The organism is Marinobacter sediminicola (assembly GCF_031157525.1).
Taxonomy (GTDB): Bacteria; Pseudomonadota; Gammaproteobacteria; order Pseudomonadales; family Oleiphilaceae; genus Marinobacter; species Marinobacter sediminicola.
In genome coordinates this window covers 116,153-132,576 of record NZ_JAVIXR010000005.1, presented here as the reverse complement: position 1 = coordinate 132,576, position 16,424 = coordinate 116,153, and the positions used below count along the sequence as shown (strand labels likewise).

Sequence of the window (16,424 nt, the reverse complement as noted above, 5' to 3'; positions counted from 1 at the left end):
ACACCCTGTCCGGAAAAGTTCCGCGCAGGAAATCCGAGCTCAGCCTGCTGAAACTTCACGCCCATCTTCCTGCTCTGGCATGGTTGGCCGGTATCTCTCCCGAAGCTCCATAACCTGCTCACGATAAACCGGCGTCACATACGGTAGTTCCAGCGTCAACACTTGATAAATACCCTGCTTCAACTCATGCAGCGTCAGGCATGCGGACGCTTTTTCACCGTGGGCGGTTTTCAGAAAGGCCATCCAGTTGGTGACAATCAACCAGACGTTCAGCGACATAGCGGCCCGGAGAGCATCGGGCTGAGGCTCCAGAATGCCACCCTCGGCCAGCTTTTCGAATATTTTGCTTATGGCCGCCAAGCAACGATCGGTGAACTCTCGATAGTCATTGCGCAAACGCTGATCTCTATCCAGCAGGTTTTCAAGATCCCTGTGGAGAAACCGATAACTCCACAGCCCGTCAAAAACAGACTCCAGATAGAACGTCATGTCGTCCAGGTTCAGGGGCCGGTTTTCGGGGATATCGAGGTAATAATCCACCAGCTTTTCGTATTCCTGGAATATCTCGTAAATGATGTCGGACTTGTTGCGGAAATGGTAATAGAGATTGCCCGGCGAAATCGCCAGGTACGCAGCAATATGATTGGTTGTTACGTTACGCTCGCCCTGCTCGTTAAACAATTCAAGGCTCGACAGTAATATCTTGTCTCTGGTCTTCATAAGCTCATCGGCGTTTGTTGTTTTGCGGTTCTCAGATGGCCTCATTGGCCATTGGACTCGCTTGACTACCTAGAGTATATACTCTAATAATAGCCTACAGTGCAAATTGAGCGTTTTTTCGCCACAACAAAACATCAGGCCGCCGCCGTTACGCGACGAAGCCAAAAGGAGGACACCATGGGTGCCAGCGTTGTTCAGCCCACAGAGAGCAAAAGTCACATTCAACAGACCCACAGGGTGTTTGAGCTTCAGAAAAAAGCGTTTCACGATCACCCGGCGCCTACGCTGGCGGAGCGTCAGGAAAACCTGGAACGCCTTAAGCAGGCCCTGTTGTCCTATCAGGATCGTATTCTGGACGCCATTGACCGGGACTTTTCCTGTCGCTCACGGGATGAATCGCTGATTGCAGAGGTCATGCCTTCCATTCAGGGAATCAATTACACTCAGAAAAATCTCGGAGGCTGGATGAAGCCTTCGCGTCGGCACGTATCCATCCTGTTTCAACCTGCCAGCAACAAAGTCTGCTACCAGCCTAAAGGTGTCGTAGGGGTAATCGTGCCCTGGAACTACCCACTTTATCTCGCAGTCGGGCCTCTCGTTGCCTCACTTTCGGCTGGCAACCGCACCATGGTCAAGATGTCTGAGTTCACCCCTCATACCTCGGCCTTGTTCAAAGAGCTTATTGAAGCCACGTTCCCGGAAGACCTGGTTGCCGTTATCAATGGCGAAGCCGACGTCGCAGCTGATTTTTCAGCGCGGCCTTTCGACCACATGCTGTTCACCGGTTCCACCTCCGTAGGCAAGCTGGTAATGCGCGCCGCGTCCGAGAACCTGACGCCGGTTACCCTGGAGTTGGGCGGCAAGTCACCGGCCATAGTTTCCCCGGATGTTCCACTTGAAGACGCTGCCCAGCGCATCGCCTTCGGCAAGGCGTTCAATGCTGGTCAAACCTGTGTAGCACCGGATTACGTGCTCTGCCCGGCGGACCGCACCCAGGCCTTTGTGGACGAGTTCAGGGCCCAGCTTTCTAAAATGTACCCTTCTATAAATGACAACGACGATTACACCGCGATCATCAATGAACGGCAGTACAACCGTCTAAAGGGTTACCTTGAAGATGCCAAAGCCAAAGGCGCTGAGCTGATCGAGATCAACCCGGCAAAAGAGAATGTGAGCGTTAGCAGCCGCAAGATTCCGGTGACGCTGGTACTGAAAACCACGCCCGACATGAAGCTCATGCAAGATGAAATTTTTGGCCCGATCCTCCCGGTTGTCAGTTATGGCAATCTCGATGAAGCCATTCAATTCATCAATGACCGCCCGCGCCCTCTGGCTTTGTACTTTTTCGGTTACGACCGCGAACAGCAGAGCCAAGTGACCAATAAAACGCTGTCTGGTGGGATGTGTATCAACGATTCACTGATGCACGTTGCTCAGGACGACCTGCCATTTGGCGGCGTGGGGGATTCCGGAATGGGCCATTACCACGGCAAGGAGGGCTTTTTGACCTTCTCACACCAGCGCGCCATTTTCGCGAAACAGAAGTTTAACAGCGGCAAATTTGTATATCCCCCTTACGGGACATCTGCCCACAAAATGATCTACAAGCTGTTCATCCGCTAAGCGCTTCGCACAGCAACCGGGGCCCTACGCCCCGGCGATCGCCTAATCCAAAACAAGAGCGAGCCGATTATGACCGACCCTCTCACCCCACCCGAAGGGCTGGATGCTCTCTCCCTGGACCGACGCAGTTTTCTTCGCACCGGGCTGGGGGGCGCTTTATTTCTGGGCACCGTTAGTGTCACTGCTGGCCTCAGTGGCTGTGCAACAGCGCCCGCCGGCCGCCTTGGCGCTGTCGCCACTCGCATGGATGCGCGCTACCAATTCCAGTTTCTATCCGCTGATGACATAGAACTATTAGAAGCTCTGCTCCCGGCCATCCTCGGTTCCGCACTTCCGGAACAAGCTAACAACAGGCGCATCGCAATTGCGGGCACGGTCGAACGCATTGATATGGGCATTCACAAATTTGGCCCCGCGAACCAGAAAGAGCTCAGGCAATTGTTCGACCTACTCAACTTTGGTCTTACACGGGTCACCATTGCTCGGGTCTGGCCAGCATGGCGCGACGCCACTACAGAGCAAGCCGATGCGTTTCTACAGCGATGGCGCTCGAGCAGCATTGGCCTTTTCAACAATGGCTACATGGCGCTGACCAAAATAAGCAACGTGGCATTCTATGGCTACCAGGAGAACTGGCAGCTTTCGGGCTATCCGGGACCACCCGACTGGGCCGTTAAAGCTCTGCCACAATTCCGCAAAGCCTGACACTCAGCCTGCTATTTTACCCAAAGGGGAACCACCAACCATGTCGTTCAGCGATCGCATTGCCCAAGGCCTGGAATCCGGCTGGAAAGTTATCGACGGCGCCACGCTTACCGAAAATCATACTGCTGAGGCGGATGTGGTTATTGTGGGCACTGGAGCGGGTGGCGGCACCACCGCCGAGATACTCGCCAAAAGTGGCTTCTCAGTTATCCTGGTTGAGGAAGGCCGCCTGTACTATCAAAAAGATTTCAAAATGGACGAACTCACGTCCTACGCAAACCTCTATCAGGAAGGCATGAGCCGCACTACAAAAGATGGTGCCATCGCTATTTTGCAGGGGCGCTGCGTGGGTGGTTCAACAACAGTCAACTGGACCAGCAGTTTTCGCACTCCCGACGAAACACTTAACTACTGGGGCAAGCGATTTGGCTTGGATGCTCTGAGCCCGGCGGCTATGGCGCCCTGGTTTGACGGCCGTGAAACTCGCCACTCCATGTCGCCCTGGAACATGGATCCCAACCTCAATAACGACGTATTGCGGCAGGGATGCGAAAAGCTCGGCTTTAGCTGGCAGATTATCCCGCGCAATGTGAAAGGCTGCTGGAACCTCGGATACTGCGGCGTAGGCTGCCCGACCAACGCCAAGCAGGGCGCGCTGATGACCACCATTCCCGGTGCGCTGGATAACAACGCCAGCATGTACCACGGGCTGCGCGCTGAACGACTGGTGATGAATCAGGATCGAATCGAGTCCCTCGAAGCCACTGCGATGGCCAGCGATGGCATCACGCCTACCCGAGTTACGGTAACCCTCAAAGCCAGGCACTTTGTGGTTGCTGCAAGTGCCATAGGCTCGCCCGGCCTGCTGCTGCGCTCCAAGCTGCCCGATCCTTACGAACGGGTTGGCAAGCGGTCATTTATTCACCCCGTTAACGCCAGCGTTGCGCAAATGCCCAAACTGGTCGACCCATTTTACGGCGCACCGCAGTCAATTTATTCCGATGAGTTCAATTTCCGCAACGGCGTGGATGGCGAGGCAGGTTATAAGCTGGAGGTCCCCCCTCTGCACCCGGCCATGTCGGCAGGCGTTGTCCCCGGGCACGGCGATGAGCAGGCTAAGAACCTGGCCGGCCTGCCATGGATGCAATCGGTTATCGCTTTAGTTCGGGACGGTTTTCACGAGGACAGCCCCGGCGGTACTGTGTCCCTCCGGGACGATGGCAGCCCAATGCTGGATTACCCTGTCAGCGACTATCTCTGGAAAGGCCTTCGTAGCGCGTTCTACACCATGGCAGAAATCCAGTTTGCCGCCGGCGCGGACAAAGTGCGTTTGATGCACCTGGATTCTGATTGGTACTCCAACTGGGCGGACGCGAAGGCAGCCATTGATCGCTTTTCCATGGAGCCTCACCGGGTTCGCTTGTTCACCGCCCATCAGATGGGCGGCTGTGCTATGGGAAGCAATCCGGAAGAGTCTGTGGTTAACGGCTTTGGCGAGCATCATCACGTGAGCAATCTGAGCGTTCACGACGCCTCGATTTTCCCCACCAGTATTGGTGCAAACCCTCAGCTCTCGGTTTATGCCCTGGCCGCGAGAAACAGCGCACGATTGGCACAACGGCTGAAAGCATAATCACCATGGCTCTTCGCTTTGGTGAAGAGCTTGCCACCCGGTCTACAGAAACTCCTGGAATACTGATACTCTGGGCGCCTGTTAAAAAAGGAGCTGTGAATGCCTAAAGTCATCTATCCGGGCACCTTTGACCCTATTACCAACGGCCATACTGACTTGATCAGACGGGCCAGCAATCTGTTTGATGAGGTAGTAGTTGCCGTCGCCTACAATTCCAAGAAGCAGCCATTATTTGATCTGGAAGAACGCTGTGAGCTGGTGCGGCAGGCAACCGTCGGCATTCCGAACGTGAGTGTGACCGGTTTCAGCTATCTTCTCGCCGATTTTGTCCGGGACCAGAATGCCACGGTGATTCTCCGGGGCCTACGGGCAGTTTCCGATTTCGAGTATGAGTTTCAACTTGCAGACATGAACCGCAGTTTGGCTCCGGAACTGGAAAGCGTGTTTCTAACGCCCTCCAACCACCTGTCTTATATTTCCTCAAGCCTGATCCGGGAAATAGCCTCTCTGGATGGGAATGTATCGGATTTCGTGGATCCGATTGTGGCAAAAGCGCTGAAAAAGAAATTCAGCGAGCTCTAACACACAGTGTTTAGCAACAAAAAAGCCCCGTTATGGGGCTTTTTTGTTGGCTTTGTCCCGTTAAAACACCGGAGGCAAAGGAATTTCCTGGCCATTAACCTCAACAACCATGTTGGCCAGTTTCGCTGACAACACCAACCGGTCACCATCGGGCACCAACAGGCCTTGTTTGACAAGCGGCGCAAGCTGCATACGCACAGCCGGATACTCATCCACCAGCACGGCAGGTACGCTCAAGTTCATATCTCCGGTGAGTTGCTGCATCACCATCAACATGTTCTCTTTCTGCTCGCCAGTCAGTTCCGGATGACTGAGCACCAGGTTACCGGTTACAGCGCCTTCTGGCGTGTCCAAAGACACTTCCGGAACACCTATCGAAAATCCTGCTGCTGCCAAGTTCCTCATGGCCGTATTCACCTGCCCCATGGCTTCCATCTGCCGCTCAAACGTTTCGCGGCCGCCGGCATCTGGCGCAAAGACCATACCTTGGAGTTCGGTCATGCTGGTGCTCAAACTGTTCCAGCTCTCTACATCGAGGTTTTCCAGTGCGAACGCCAGTTTATGTGGGCCGTAGGTTTGATCTTCAAACCGAACCTTTTTCACCTCGACCGACAACCGGGAATCCAGGCGCTCTGCCCTGTCTTTCGCCTCAGTGCTACTGCGGGCAAGCAAACCTTCGATGGTTAAAGGGGCGGCGTCAGGAGGCGTCAATTCAACAGAGGCTATCGACGCGTCCATGGTACCTGTCCAGACGCCACCAATCAGATGAGCCATACTCTGCTCAATCCGGAAGTTATTAACCCGGATGTTCATATCCGGCCCGGAGAGACTGATTTGTGGCCAAACGACCAACGCTTCAGCCTGAGAGCCTGCGTCACTTACTTCAATACGAGCAACACCAGAACTGGCTCTCAATGATTCACCGGTCTCCGGGTTATTGATGGCCATGGCTGGCGCTTCCAGCTCAAGCACAGCTGTACCCCAAAGACGCGTTTCCAGAGTCAGCCTTGGCCGCTCCTGAAACCAGTCAGCGCCCTTCGGCGCCCAGCCTTCAACGGGCACAAAATCCATAAAGCTCCCGGTGATGCCATGGGTCACGCCGGCACGGTAGGCTATCCGGTGTGTTTGTCCACTTTCCGGATCAACCATCGTGACCGCACCGCTCAAGTCCGAGCCAAAATAGCCCCGGCGATAGTCGTCCGTCTGCATCTGGATAAATGGCTGCGACTGATTCAGCTCATGGGTAGCTTGCTGCCACTGCTGTTCAGTTACATACCCCACGACCCAAGGCATTGCGCCGGCGACAACCAATACACCTACACCGGCAATGATCCATTTTGCTTTCAAAAAACGCTCTCCGTCTGAAAATGTCAGGATTTGCCTGTCAGGCGATCCAGAAGAACCAGTTGCGAGGCCACTCGTTCCTCACCTTCGGCCAACTGATTCTGAACGTAACTGCCATCGGGCTGCAACATCCATGACTGGCAGTTATCCGCCAGGTACGTGTCCAGGTCTTCGCGCACTCGCGCTATCAGCTCCGGGTCTTCAATTGGAAACGCAATTTCAATCCGGCTTAGCAGGTTGCGCTCCATACAGTCTGCACTTGAGCAGAACACGTCGGGCTTACCGTCATTACCAAAATAGTAGGCTCGCGTGTGCTCAAGAAAACGCCCCACAATGGAGCGCACACGAATGTTATCTGACAGCCCCGGAACCCCGGGCCTGATGCTGCAGATACCACGCACAATCAGATCAACCTGCACTCCCGCCTGGGAGGCTCGATACAGCGCCTTGATAAGCTGCACTTCTGTTAAGGCGTTGATCTTTATGATGATCTGCCCTCTCTCTCCCAAGGCCGTTTCACGTTCAATCAGACTGATCAAGCGTTTATGGAGGGTAAACGGGGCATGGAACAATTTTTTGATTTTCAGGGCCTTCCCCATACCGGTTAGCTGCTGAAAGATTTTATTGACGTCGTCCCCAATGGACTCGTCACAGGTCATGAAGCTGTAGTCGGTATAGAGCCGCGCATTCACCGCATGGTAGTTTCCGGTTCCCAAATGAACATAACGGAGCAGCCTCCCTTCCTCACGACGTACAATGAGGATCATCTTGGCATGGGTTTTATAGCCCACAACGCCATAGACCACGATCACACCGGCTTCCTGCAGCCGGCTGGCCAGCTCCAGGTTCTCCGCCTCGCTGAATCGAGCCCGCAATTCAACAACTACAGTGACTTCTTTACCGCGCCGGGCCGCATCTGCCAGCGCTTCTACAACCTCTGAATTGGCACCCGTGCGGTATAGCGTCTGGCGGATAGCCAAAACCTGCGGATCTTTCGCGGCCTGGCGCAGCAAATCCACTACAGGGCTGAAATTCTGAAATGGATGATGCAGCAATATTGGCCGCTTACGGATGGCATCAAAGATGGTTTCTTTGCTGCGGATTTGCCGGGGGATGGCAGGCGAGAAGCTGGAATAGTGCAAATCAGGACGATCCACCAATCCGGTAACCGCCATCAACCGTGTGAGGTTCACCGGCCCGTTGACCTGGTACAAATCTCTCTGCCCAAGGCCGAATTCCGTCAGCAAAAACTGCACGAGTTCCTGAGGACAGTTGTCCGCAACCTCCAACCGAACCCCATCACCAAAGCGGCGACTGAGAAGCTCGCCACGTAGCGCAGATGCCAAATCTTCCAGGTCGTCTTCCAGTTCCAGATCGGCGTTGCGAGTAAGCCGAAACTGATAACACCCTTTGACCTCCATCCCCGGGAACAACTCATCGGCGTGAGCGTGGATTACAGATGACAGGAAAACCAGATTCTCTCCACCGGTGCAGACTTCGTCCGGTAAGCGCACGAGCCGTGGCAAAGAGCGCGGCGCAGGCACTATGGCCATGCCCGTCTCGCGCCCAAAGGCATCTTTGCCATCCAGTTCAACAATAAAGTTCAGGCTTTTATTAACCAACCGAGGGAACGGATGCGAAGGATCCAATCCAATGGGGCTGACTACCGGGAGAATTTCTTCATCGAAATAATTGCGCACCCACTCGGCCTGCTCCGGCGTCCATTCTCTGCGGCGCACAAAATGGATGTTTTGCTTTTCCATCTCCGGAATAAGCACATGATTCAGAATGTCATACTGCTCATCAATGTACTCGTGGGCAATACGGCTGATCTCACCCAGCGCCTGTTCCGGCATGATGCCGTCAGCACCCAGAGTTTCCCTGCCGTACTTGATCTGCTGGCGCAGGCCAGCCACACGAATTTCAAAGAATTCATCCATGTTGCTGCTGAAAATGCAGCAAAAAATCAACCGATTGATCAGCGGATGAGTGGTGTCCAGCGCCTGTTTCAACACACGGTAATTGAACTGAAGCTGGCTCAGTTCACGGTTAAAGTAGTTTTCACTGGCATCCAGATCGACCAATTCTCCTTCGGATGGAAGATCTATGGGAGCAGGTACACTTTGCCCACCACCCGTTGTGAGATTTCTGACGATTTCCGCTCTCATGGCCTCTCAATTCCTATCTGATTATCCGCCTGCCGCTTCCCGGCCCGGGGTAGTCCGTTAACAGCTTCAGCGCTGCCTGGCCCGCATCAATCGGGCTGCGCGCACTGCAAAATAGGTCAGGATGCCGTCTGCTCCCGCGCGACGCATGGACATCAAGCTCTCCATCATTACGGTGTCACCATCGAGCCAGCCATTCTGCTCTGCTGCCATATGCATAGCGTACTCGCCACTGACCTGGTACACGAATGTGGGCACCTGCAATTCGGTTTTTACCCGATGCACGATATCCAGGTATGGCATGCCGGGCTTGATCATCACCATGTCCGCACCTTCAGCAAGATCCATCATCACTTCCTGAATCGCTTCGTTACTATTGGCAGGGTCCATTTGATAAGTGGTTTTATCACTTTTCCCCAAATTGGCGGCGGAACCAACGGCGTCCCGGAACGGGCCGTAATAACCGGAAGCGTACTTGGCAGAGTACGCCAGAATACGTGTATTAATATGCCCCGCAGACTCCAGCGCCTCACGAATGGCAGCAACTCGGCCGTCCATCATGTCTGAAGGCGCAACGATGTCGGCACCGGCGTCAGCGTGAGAAACCGCCTGATTCACCAAGGCTTCGACGGTAACGTCGTTCAGCACATAACCTTCATTATTGATGATGCCATCTTGCCCGTGAGTGGTGAATGGGTCCAATGCGACATCCGTGATAACGCCCAGTTCGGGATGCGCCTTCTTCAGCGCCCGGACGGCTCGCTGTGCCAGCCCGTCTGAATCCCAGGCCCCGGAGCCAGAAAGATTCTTTCTGTCCGCCGCAACCACAGGAAATAGCGCTATCGCAGGGATACCCAGCTCCACCAGTTCTGCGGCCTGCTCCACCAACAAATCAATACTCAGGCGGTCCACCCCGGGCATGGACGGCACCTGTTCGCGCTGACCTTCGCCCTCTAATACAAAAACCGGGTAAATCAGGTTATCCGGCGTCAGTTGGTTCTCCCTTACCAGCCGACGGGTAAAGTCGCTGGCGCGGTTGCGACGCAGACGGGTACTTGGGAAGACTCGTGGCGTTGATAAAGGCACAGAAAACCTCCTGAATGGCATAACAATGAGTAGGATTGAAAATCCTGACACCCTGGCGGCGCCGTTTGCACCATCATACACCTCCGGGGCCTCTGGTTGCAGGCTACCAACGTATGCAGGCAATGCGTCCGAACCGATAATCGATCTAAAGCAGGTCCCGGACGGCGCCTTTTGCACAAGTCCTGTTACTGAATGGAATCCAGCGCCTTGGCCCGAATACGTTCAGTTTCGCTGAAATATTTCTCGCGTAATTGGCTCAGGCTTTCCTCCTTTTCCGGCTCTGCCAGGCCTGAAGTCTTTAGGGCTTCACGCTCTTCAACGTATGACTGCCACCGACGATTCCAATCCTTTTGCTCTGCGTCCAGGGCCTCCAGCCTTTGGGCTGCTTCATCGCCAAATTCTTGCCGACGCCAGGCCCGCAGCGCCTCCGGATCGTTCGCCATCGTCTCGCGCGCCTGCTCGTAACGGGCGAATTTATGAGTATTCTCCCGCGCCTGCCGCAGAGGTTCTGGCAAGGCCATTTCGGCCTCAGCGAAGGCTTCCTCGCGCTGTTCAGCCGTCAGGCTGCCGTCACCTCCAATGCGTCGCTTTTCGAGTTGATACCGATCTATAGCTTCCTCATCCGCAAAGAAAGCCTCCGCAGTATCTGCCTTCATCCAGGTTCTGCGCAGAGCCTGAATCTCCAGCATCCGGCGCTCCATCTCACCCGCACCGGACACCCCTGCCTCACCGTATGCCGCTTCCAGATCAGACAATGCGAGTTTGTAATCTAGGTAGCGACCAAGGATATCAAGCGCCTGGCCCCGCGCAGGCTCCTCCAGCACAGACAGGGTAAGCCGAACTCTTGCCACCAGTTGAGACAACTCTTCTTCGCCCAGTGCCGATAGATAGTACTCAAACAACTGCCGCAATTCCCCTGTAGGGATGAGGTTGCCAAAACGGTCTGTTATCGCCCAACCGCCGGGCTCCGTCGTGCCTTCCAGCGAAGGCGGTAGATGATCGGGCACGGTAAGTTCAGCGGAGTCATTAACCAGCCTGGAAGGATACTGCGGGCGGCCTGCAGAAAAACCTGCGTCATCCGTTTTCAGATTGTCTGGGCGTTCAACAGTGCGAACGGAGGTGGGCTGATGCTGGGCGCTATCAGCAAGCAGCCAGAGTGCAATTACAACTGCTATGATTACAGGGACGGCAAACGAAAGTTTGGAAACAGATTTCATGATGATGAGCAGCTCCGGCCATGGGTGGCTTGGCTACGACCTGGGTAACGAAGATCGAGGCGCCTATGCGGGCCATAATAGGCGGAAACTGGACGTTTGACCGAGACAGACCGCAAAAACAGGCCGGAGCATAAACCCCGGCCTGCAAAGACAACACTCAAAGTGCGCGGTTATTAAAGCCCGTCTCCACCTTACGAGGGGAGTCAACGCGAAACGATGTCTCAACTTCCTGGATTCTGCCTCCCTGACTCAGGAAAGCTTCGATATCCTGCTGTAGTTGCGCCCGCACCCGCGCCCTGCCAGCGATTGAATGTGTATCGTCACTTTCGCTGTTTGAGTTAGCCCAGTTACCGGATTGCTCCAGATTGCTTTCGTCGAACTCGCTCATGGTTATCTCCATCAACGAAAACAGTGTTACAAGCGCGGCAACCCAAATTAAGCAGCCGCACTTCGTCTCGACCAGCCGCTACTGCGGCGCCGTCTTGGCGTCTTTATAATCTGCTTTTCATGGCAGAGCTATTACCACCAATAAGTTTTTTGTAACTTTTTGTAACTAACCGCATCCTCATGAATTTAATGGATAAAATAAAGGTGACAAATAAGTGTTTGCACCAAACAAAAGAATGAATCAATATTCACTAATAGCGGGAGCCCGGAATGGCTTATCGTGAAACAGAGAAGATGCGACTGCGTAAAGCCGCCGCGCGTCAGCGGATCGCTGAATGCACCTACAAATGCGTTGCGGAGGGCGGCTTTCGCAATGCACGAATTACTCGCATTGCCCAGCTCGCTGATGTTGCCACAGGAACGATTTACCGGCACTTCGAGTCGAAGGAGGACCTGTTCGCTGAAATATTCAGGCAAGCCACACAGCGCGAAATAGCCAAGGTAACAAAGGCCCTGGCAACGTCGGGAAGTGCTACTGAGCGACTGGAGAAAGCATTGCGGCAGTTTGCCGAGCGCGCACTGAAGGGACCTGTTATGGCTTGGTCCCTCATTGCAGAGCCGGTGGACCCTAAGGTTGAAGAAGAGCGGTTGGCTTATAGAAAGGCCTACGCCGGCCTGTTTGAACAAGCTATCCGGGAGGGCATCGAAGAAGGGTGTATTCCGGATCAAAACGCCCGCCAAAGCAGTACTTGTCTGGTTGGCGCTATTGCGGAAAGCCTGGTTGGCCCTTTGTCACCAACCCAAACCAACCTGGCAGCCGCGAAAGAAACTGAAAACAACGACCAGCTGGTCAACACAATCATCTGCTTTTGCTTACAGGGGTTGACCGGCATCAGGAGGTAGTTATGAATACCCCACAGCCCGTGTCCGGAACACCCGAAAAAGCACCCAGTGATCGCTATTTGGCGATCACACACGAAGTACTCAACCAGCCGCCAGCGCTGGAAAACTACAACCTGTATGAGCAGGATATTGCCCTGCAGAATGCGATTCATCGCGAAGGCGCCGGAAAAGCGGAAAGCGATCTGAAGGCTTTCGGCACCCTTGCCGGCAGCGCTGCAACGATCGACCTCGGTTTCCGGGCCAATAACAACAAACCGGCACTCAATACCCACGACCGCTTTGGCCACCGCATCGACGAAGTGGATTTCCACCCCTCGTACCACGAATTGATGAGCATTGCCTTCGAGAGCGGCCTTCACAGCAGCCCCTGGACAAACCCCGGCAAAGGCGCTCATGTAACCCGCGCAGCAAAGTACTATATGCACTCCCAGGTAGAGGCTGCACACTGCTGCCCGGTCACCATGACCTTCGCTGCAATACCCTCCATCCGAAAACAACCGGAACTGGCGGCGCTCTGGGAATCCCGCATACTGGCCAACAGCTACGACTCCCGCAACCTGCCCGACAGTCAAAAACGCTCGGTATCCATCGGCATGGCGATGACCGAAAAACAGGGTGGCAGCGACGTACGCTCCAACAGCACCCTGGCTTACCCGGTAGGCGCCAAGGGCCCCGGACAGGCTTATGAGCTGGTAGGCCATAAGTGGTTTGTCTCGGCTCCCATGTGCGATGCCTTTCTGGTCCTGGCCCAAGCGCCCGCCGGATTGTCTTGCTTCCTGATGCCACGCTGGCGCCCGGACGGAACCAAAAACCCCTGGCAGATCCAGCGCCTTAAAAACAAAATGGGCAACGTAGCCAACGCCTCCAGCGAAGTAGAGCTGCGCGGGGCCCTGGCCTGGATGATCGGCGAAGAAGGGCGAGGCATACCCACCATCATAGAAATGGTTGCCATGACCCGCTTCGACTGCATGATCGGTAGCTCTGCTGGCATGCGCCAGGCCGTGGCTCAGGCCACACACCACTGCCGCCATCGCAGCGCCTTCGGGAGCCGACTGAACGACCAGCCATTAATGCAAAATGTACTGGCTGACCTGGCTCTGGAAAATGAAGCCGCCCTTGCCTACACCATGCGAGTCGCCCGCGCCCTCGACAACCAGGATCAGGAACACGAACGCTTGTTTGCCCGCCTGGCAACACCCGTAGGCAAATACTGGATCTGCAAACGCGCACCCAACCACGCCTACGAAGCTATGGAATGCATCGGCGGCAGCGGCGTGATGGAAGACTGCATCATGCCCCGCCTGTTCCGTGAATCCCCGGTGAACGCCATCTGGGAAGGCAGCGGTAACGTGCAGTGCCTGGACACCCTGCGCGCCATTCAGAAAGAACCCGAAACCCTCGACGCCTTCTTCCTCGAAGCCGCCAAGGCAAAAGGTGCAGATCGCCGTTTCGACCAGTTCCTTGCGCAGCTACAAAACGACTTCGCCGACATCAGCGACTTCCAGTACCGAGCCCGCAACCTGGTAGACCGAATGGCACTGGTCATGCAAGCCTCTTTGCTGTTGCGCAACGGCGACAAAACGCTGGCCGATGCCTTCTGCGCCTCACGACTGCAGTCCAATGGCGGCATGAACTACGGCAACCTGCCCTCGGGCATTGATGCTGCGGCTATTATCAAGCGGGCAACGCCTGTAGTAGGCTAAGCAAAACCTATCAGCAGCTTAAGGGAGCGGGTGGGGCGCAGCTTCTGAAGCGGTGCGGAGCCAGGGATGGCGGAGCCAAGCGTACACGGACGTATCCACAGCGTGTTTCAGAAGCTGCGCCCCACCTGCTCTTTCACGGAGTAACATGTCAGAAGCACTAAGAAAATTACTCAAAGAAGGCAATGCGCCCCAACACAACACCGCGATCACACCCCACGTAGGCGTGCTCACCCTGCACTTCCAGCTCTACGGCTGCGAAGACCTCAAGGCCAAACGCAAAGTCTTCACCCCACTTCGTGCCATCTGGGGCAAAGAGCCCGACCTGGCCGTAGCAGAAACCGCCGATCTGGAAGCCCTCGATTGTGCCACCTGGACAATCGCTGCCCTGGGCACCTCGTCGCAGCAAATCACCCAGCGCCTCGACCAAGTAGAGAAAGCCATACAGGAAAAGGTCGATGCCGCTATACTCGACATTCACCGGGAAATTCTCTGAAAAAGCTCAGTGGCACAACATTTAAGCAGCCCGTATACTACGCCCCCTCAGGGATGCCAGTGTGCCTGGAAGCGACAGGTGACAAGTAACCAATGCCGGAAACAGACCCCGGCTGTATCCGTTGGGCATCGGGAACAGGCCCTGCGGTGACCACTGATTGTGTGTGGTATCTATGACCGGCAAGAAAAAAACGGCTCAGGCCTCAGTTGAAGCCATGTATCGCGTGTTCACCGTGCCCGAGGCACCGGAGTCCACGCTCAGCCGTATTGACCAGAACATTTCCCGCAACCTTGCAGGCTTCCTGCAGGAGCATATCGTTGCGGTTGAACGGGATCTTGCAGACGTTGAGAAAAACTTCTCCGACTACACCATCCCGGAAAAGCCCGTGTTCGTTTCAGAGCAGGCGCAATTCCTGCTCGACAAACTGGTTGCTAACTCCGTTCACACTGCATCACCCGCCTTTATCGGCCACATGACCTCAGCACTGCCATACTTCATGCTGCCGCTGTCCAAGATCATGATTGCCTTGAACCAGAACCTGGTAAAAACTGAAACCTCCAAGGCCTTCACGCCTATGGAGCGGCAAGTGCTGGGCATGATTCACCGGTTGGTGTATCAGGAAGACGGCGCCTTTTATCGCAAATGGATGCACGACCCCCGCCACTCCCTGGGAGCCATGTGCTCCGGGGGCACCGTCGCCAACCTCACCGCACTCTGGGTTGCACGCAACCGTGCTTTCCCGGCTGAAGGCAGCTTCCGCGGCCTGCACCAGGAAGGCCTGTTCCGTGCATTGAAATACTATGGCTACGAAGGCGCTGCCATAGTGGTATCCCGCCGCGGGCATTACTCTCTGGGTAAAGCCGCCGACGTGCTAGGCCTTGGCCGTGAATCTCTGGTTGCAGTAGACACAGACGATGACAACCGAATCCAGACAGACGCCCTGCGCGACAAGTGTCTGGAATTGCAGAAACAGAAAATCAAGGTTATGGCCATCTGCGGCATCGCCGGCACCACCGAGACCGGCAACGTTGACCCTCTGGATGCTATGGCAGACATCGCACGGGAATTCGGTGCCCATTTCCACGTAGATGCAGCCTGGGGCGGCCCAACACTGTTCTCCCGAACCTACCGTCATTTATTGCGCGGCATAGAAAAGGCAGACTCAGTCACCTTCGATGCCCACAAGCAACTGTATGTTCCTATGGGTGTTGGATTGGTGGTGTTCAAAGACCCCAGTCTCGCCAGTGCAGTTGAGCACCATGCCCAATACATCATCCGCAAAGGCTCTCGCGATCTGGGCTCTACCACACTGGAAGGCTCACGCCCCGGCATGTCGATGCTGATCCATTCCGGCCTGAAAATATTGGCTCGGGAAGGTTACGAGATACTGATTGATCAGGGCATTGAAAAGGCGGCAAGCTTTGCCGAAATGATTGATGCTCAACCAGATTTTGAGCTGGTGACCCGGCCTGAGCTGAACATTCTTACCTACCGCTACTGCCCGGAAAACGTGCAGCAAGCCTTGGCTCTGGCGGACCCGCTTCAGGCGGAAAAGCTTAATGCATGCCTGAACAGCGTCACCAAATTTATCCAGAAAACCCAACGGGAACGGGGCAAGGCGTTTGTTTCAAGAACCCGGCTGGAGCCTGCCTGTTACTACAAGTTTCCGTGCATCGTATTCCGGGTTGTTCTGGCGAATCCTCTGACCACGCCGAAGATTTTGGCGGACATTCTGGAAGAGCAGCGTGAGCTTTCAGGAGAAGAGGGAATTCAGGACGAAATCAGGATATTGCATCAGATGGCGGATGCGGTGCTGAAACAGCATGAGCAGGGTCAGAAGCAAGCCTGACGTAGTGGAATTAC

The 16,424-nt window shown here is 55.0% G+C and carries 14 protein-coding genes; 8 read left to right on the top strand and 6 right to left on the bottom strand.

What is annotated here, in order from left to right:
- Positions 1 to 39: 39 nt before the first annotated feature.
- Positions 40 to 720: a TetR/AcrR family transcriptional regulator gene (locus RG807_RS09380; RefSeq protein ID WP_309044681.1), complete on the bottom strand. Its 681-nt coding sequence runs from the start codon at positions 718 to 720 to the stop codon at positions 40 to 42.
- A gap of 177 nt (positions 721 to 897) precedes the next feature.
- On the opposite strand from RG807_RS09380, the gene RG807_RS09375 reads away from it, so the two are divergent.
- The 4 genes from RG807_RS09375 to coaD all read left to right on the top strand — a co-directional run bounded on the left by RG807_RS09375 (position 898) and on the right by coaD (position 5,263).
- A complete protein-coding gene (locus RG807_RS09375; RefSeq protein ID WP_309044680.1) occupies positions 898 to 2,343 on the top strand; it encodes a coniferyl aldehyde dehydrogenase in 1,446 nt (481 codons plus the stop codon).
- Between the two features lie 69 nt (positions 2,344 to 2,412).
- Positions 2,413 to 3,048, top strand: coding sequence for a hypothetical protein (locus RG807_RS09370; protein ID WP_309044679.1), 636 nt, complete (start codon positions 2,413 to 2,415; stop codon positions 3,046 to 3,048).
- Positions 3,049 to 3,088: 40 nt separating this feature from the next.
- Positions 3,089 to 4,681 (top strand): GMC family oxidoreductase, encoded by a 1,593-nt coding sequence (locus RG807_RS09365; RefSeq protein WP_309044678.1) that lies wholly within the window; start codon positions 3,089 to 3,091, stop codon positions 4,679 to 4,681.
- A 99-nt stretch (positions 4,682 to 4,780) separates the two neighbouring features.
- Positions 4,781 to 5,263: a pantetheine-phosphate adenylyltransferase gene (coaD, locus tag RG807_RS09360; RefSeq protein WP_309044677.1), complete on the top strand. Its 483-nt coding sequence runs from the start codon at positions 4,781 to 4,783 to the stop codon at positions 5,261 to 5,263.
- A 60-nt stretch (positions 5,264 to 5,323) separates the two neighbouring features.
- Here the strand turns inward: coaD and RG807_RS09355 are convergent, their stop codons facing one another.
- The 5 genes from RG807_RS09355 to RG807_RS09335 all read right to left on the bottom strand — a co-directional run bounded on the left by RG807_RS09355 (position 5,324) and on the right by RG807_RS09335 (position 11,463).
- Entirely contained in the window at positions 5,324 to 6,610 is a 1,287-nt protein-coding gene (locus RG807_RS09355) for a DUF945 family protein (protein ID WP_309044676.1), read from the bottom strand.
- A 23-nt stretch (positions 6,611 to 6,633) separates the two neighbouring features.
- Positions 6,634 to 8,775 (bottom strand): polyphosphate kinase 1, encoded by a 2,142-nt coding sequence (gene ppk1 / locus RG807_RS09350; RefSeq protein ID WP_309044675.1) that lies wholly within the window; start codon positions 8,773 to 8,775, stop codon positions 6,634 to 6,636.
- 66 nt (positions 8,776 to 8,841) lie between these two features.
- Positions 8,842 to 9,858, bottom strand: a complete 1,017-nt coding sequence (gene hemB / locus RG807_RS09345) for a porphobilinogen synthase (RefSeq protein ID WP_309044674.1) — start codon at positions 9,856 to 9,858, stop codon at positions 8,842 to 8,844.
- A gap of 185 nt (positions 9,859 to 10,043) precedes the next feature.
- On the bottom strand, positions 10,044 to 11,075 hold the full coding sequence (locus RG807_RS09340) for a lipase secretion chaperone (RefSeq protein ID WP_309044673.1): 1,032 nt from the start codon (positions 11,073 to 11,075) through the stop codon (positions 10,044 to 10,046).
- A gap of 157 nt (positions 11,076 to 11,232) precedes the next feature.
- Positions 11,233 to 11,463, bottom strand: a complete 231-nt coding sequence (locus RG807_RS09335; protein WP_309044672.1) for a hypothetical protein — start codon at positions 11,461 to 11,463, stop codon at positions 11,233 to 11,235.
- A gap of 269 nt (positions 11,464 to 11,732) precedes the next feature.
- On the opposite strand from RG807_RS09335, the gene RG807_RS09330 reads away from it, so the two are divergent.
- The 4 genes from RG807_RS09330 to panP all read left to right on the top strand — a co-directional run bounded on the left by RG807_RS09330 (position 11,733) and on the right by panP (position 16,410).
- A complete protein-coding gene (locus tag RG807_RS09330; RefSeq protein ID WP_309044671.1) occupies positions 11,733 to 12,365 on the top strand; it encodes a TetR/AcrR family transcriptional regulator in 633 nt (210 codons plus the stop codon).
- Between the two features lie 2 nt (positions 12,366 to 12,367).
- A complete protein-coding gene (locus RG807_RS09325; protein WP_309044670.1) occupies positions 12,368 to 14,068 on the top strand; it encodes an isovaleryl-CoA dehydrogenase in 1,701 nt (566 codons plus the stop codon).
- Between the two features lie 145 nt (positions 14,069 to 14,213).
- Positions 14,214 to 14,561: a DUF503 domain-containing protein gene (locus RG807_RS09320; protein WP_309044669.1), complete on the top strand. Its 348-nt coding sequence runs from the start codon at positions 14,214 to 14,216 to the stop codon at positions 14,559 to 14,561.
- Between the two features lie 172 nt (positions 14,562 to 14,733).
- Positions 14,734 to 16,410: a pyridoxal-dependent aspartate 1-decarboxylase PanP gene (gene panP, locus RG807_RS09315; RefSeq protein WP_309044668.1), complete on the top strand. Its 1,677-nt coding sequence runs from the start codon at positions 14,734 to 14,736 to the stop codon at positions 16,408 to 16,410.
- Positions 16,411 to 16,424 lie beyond the last annotated feature (14 nt).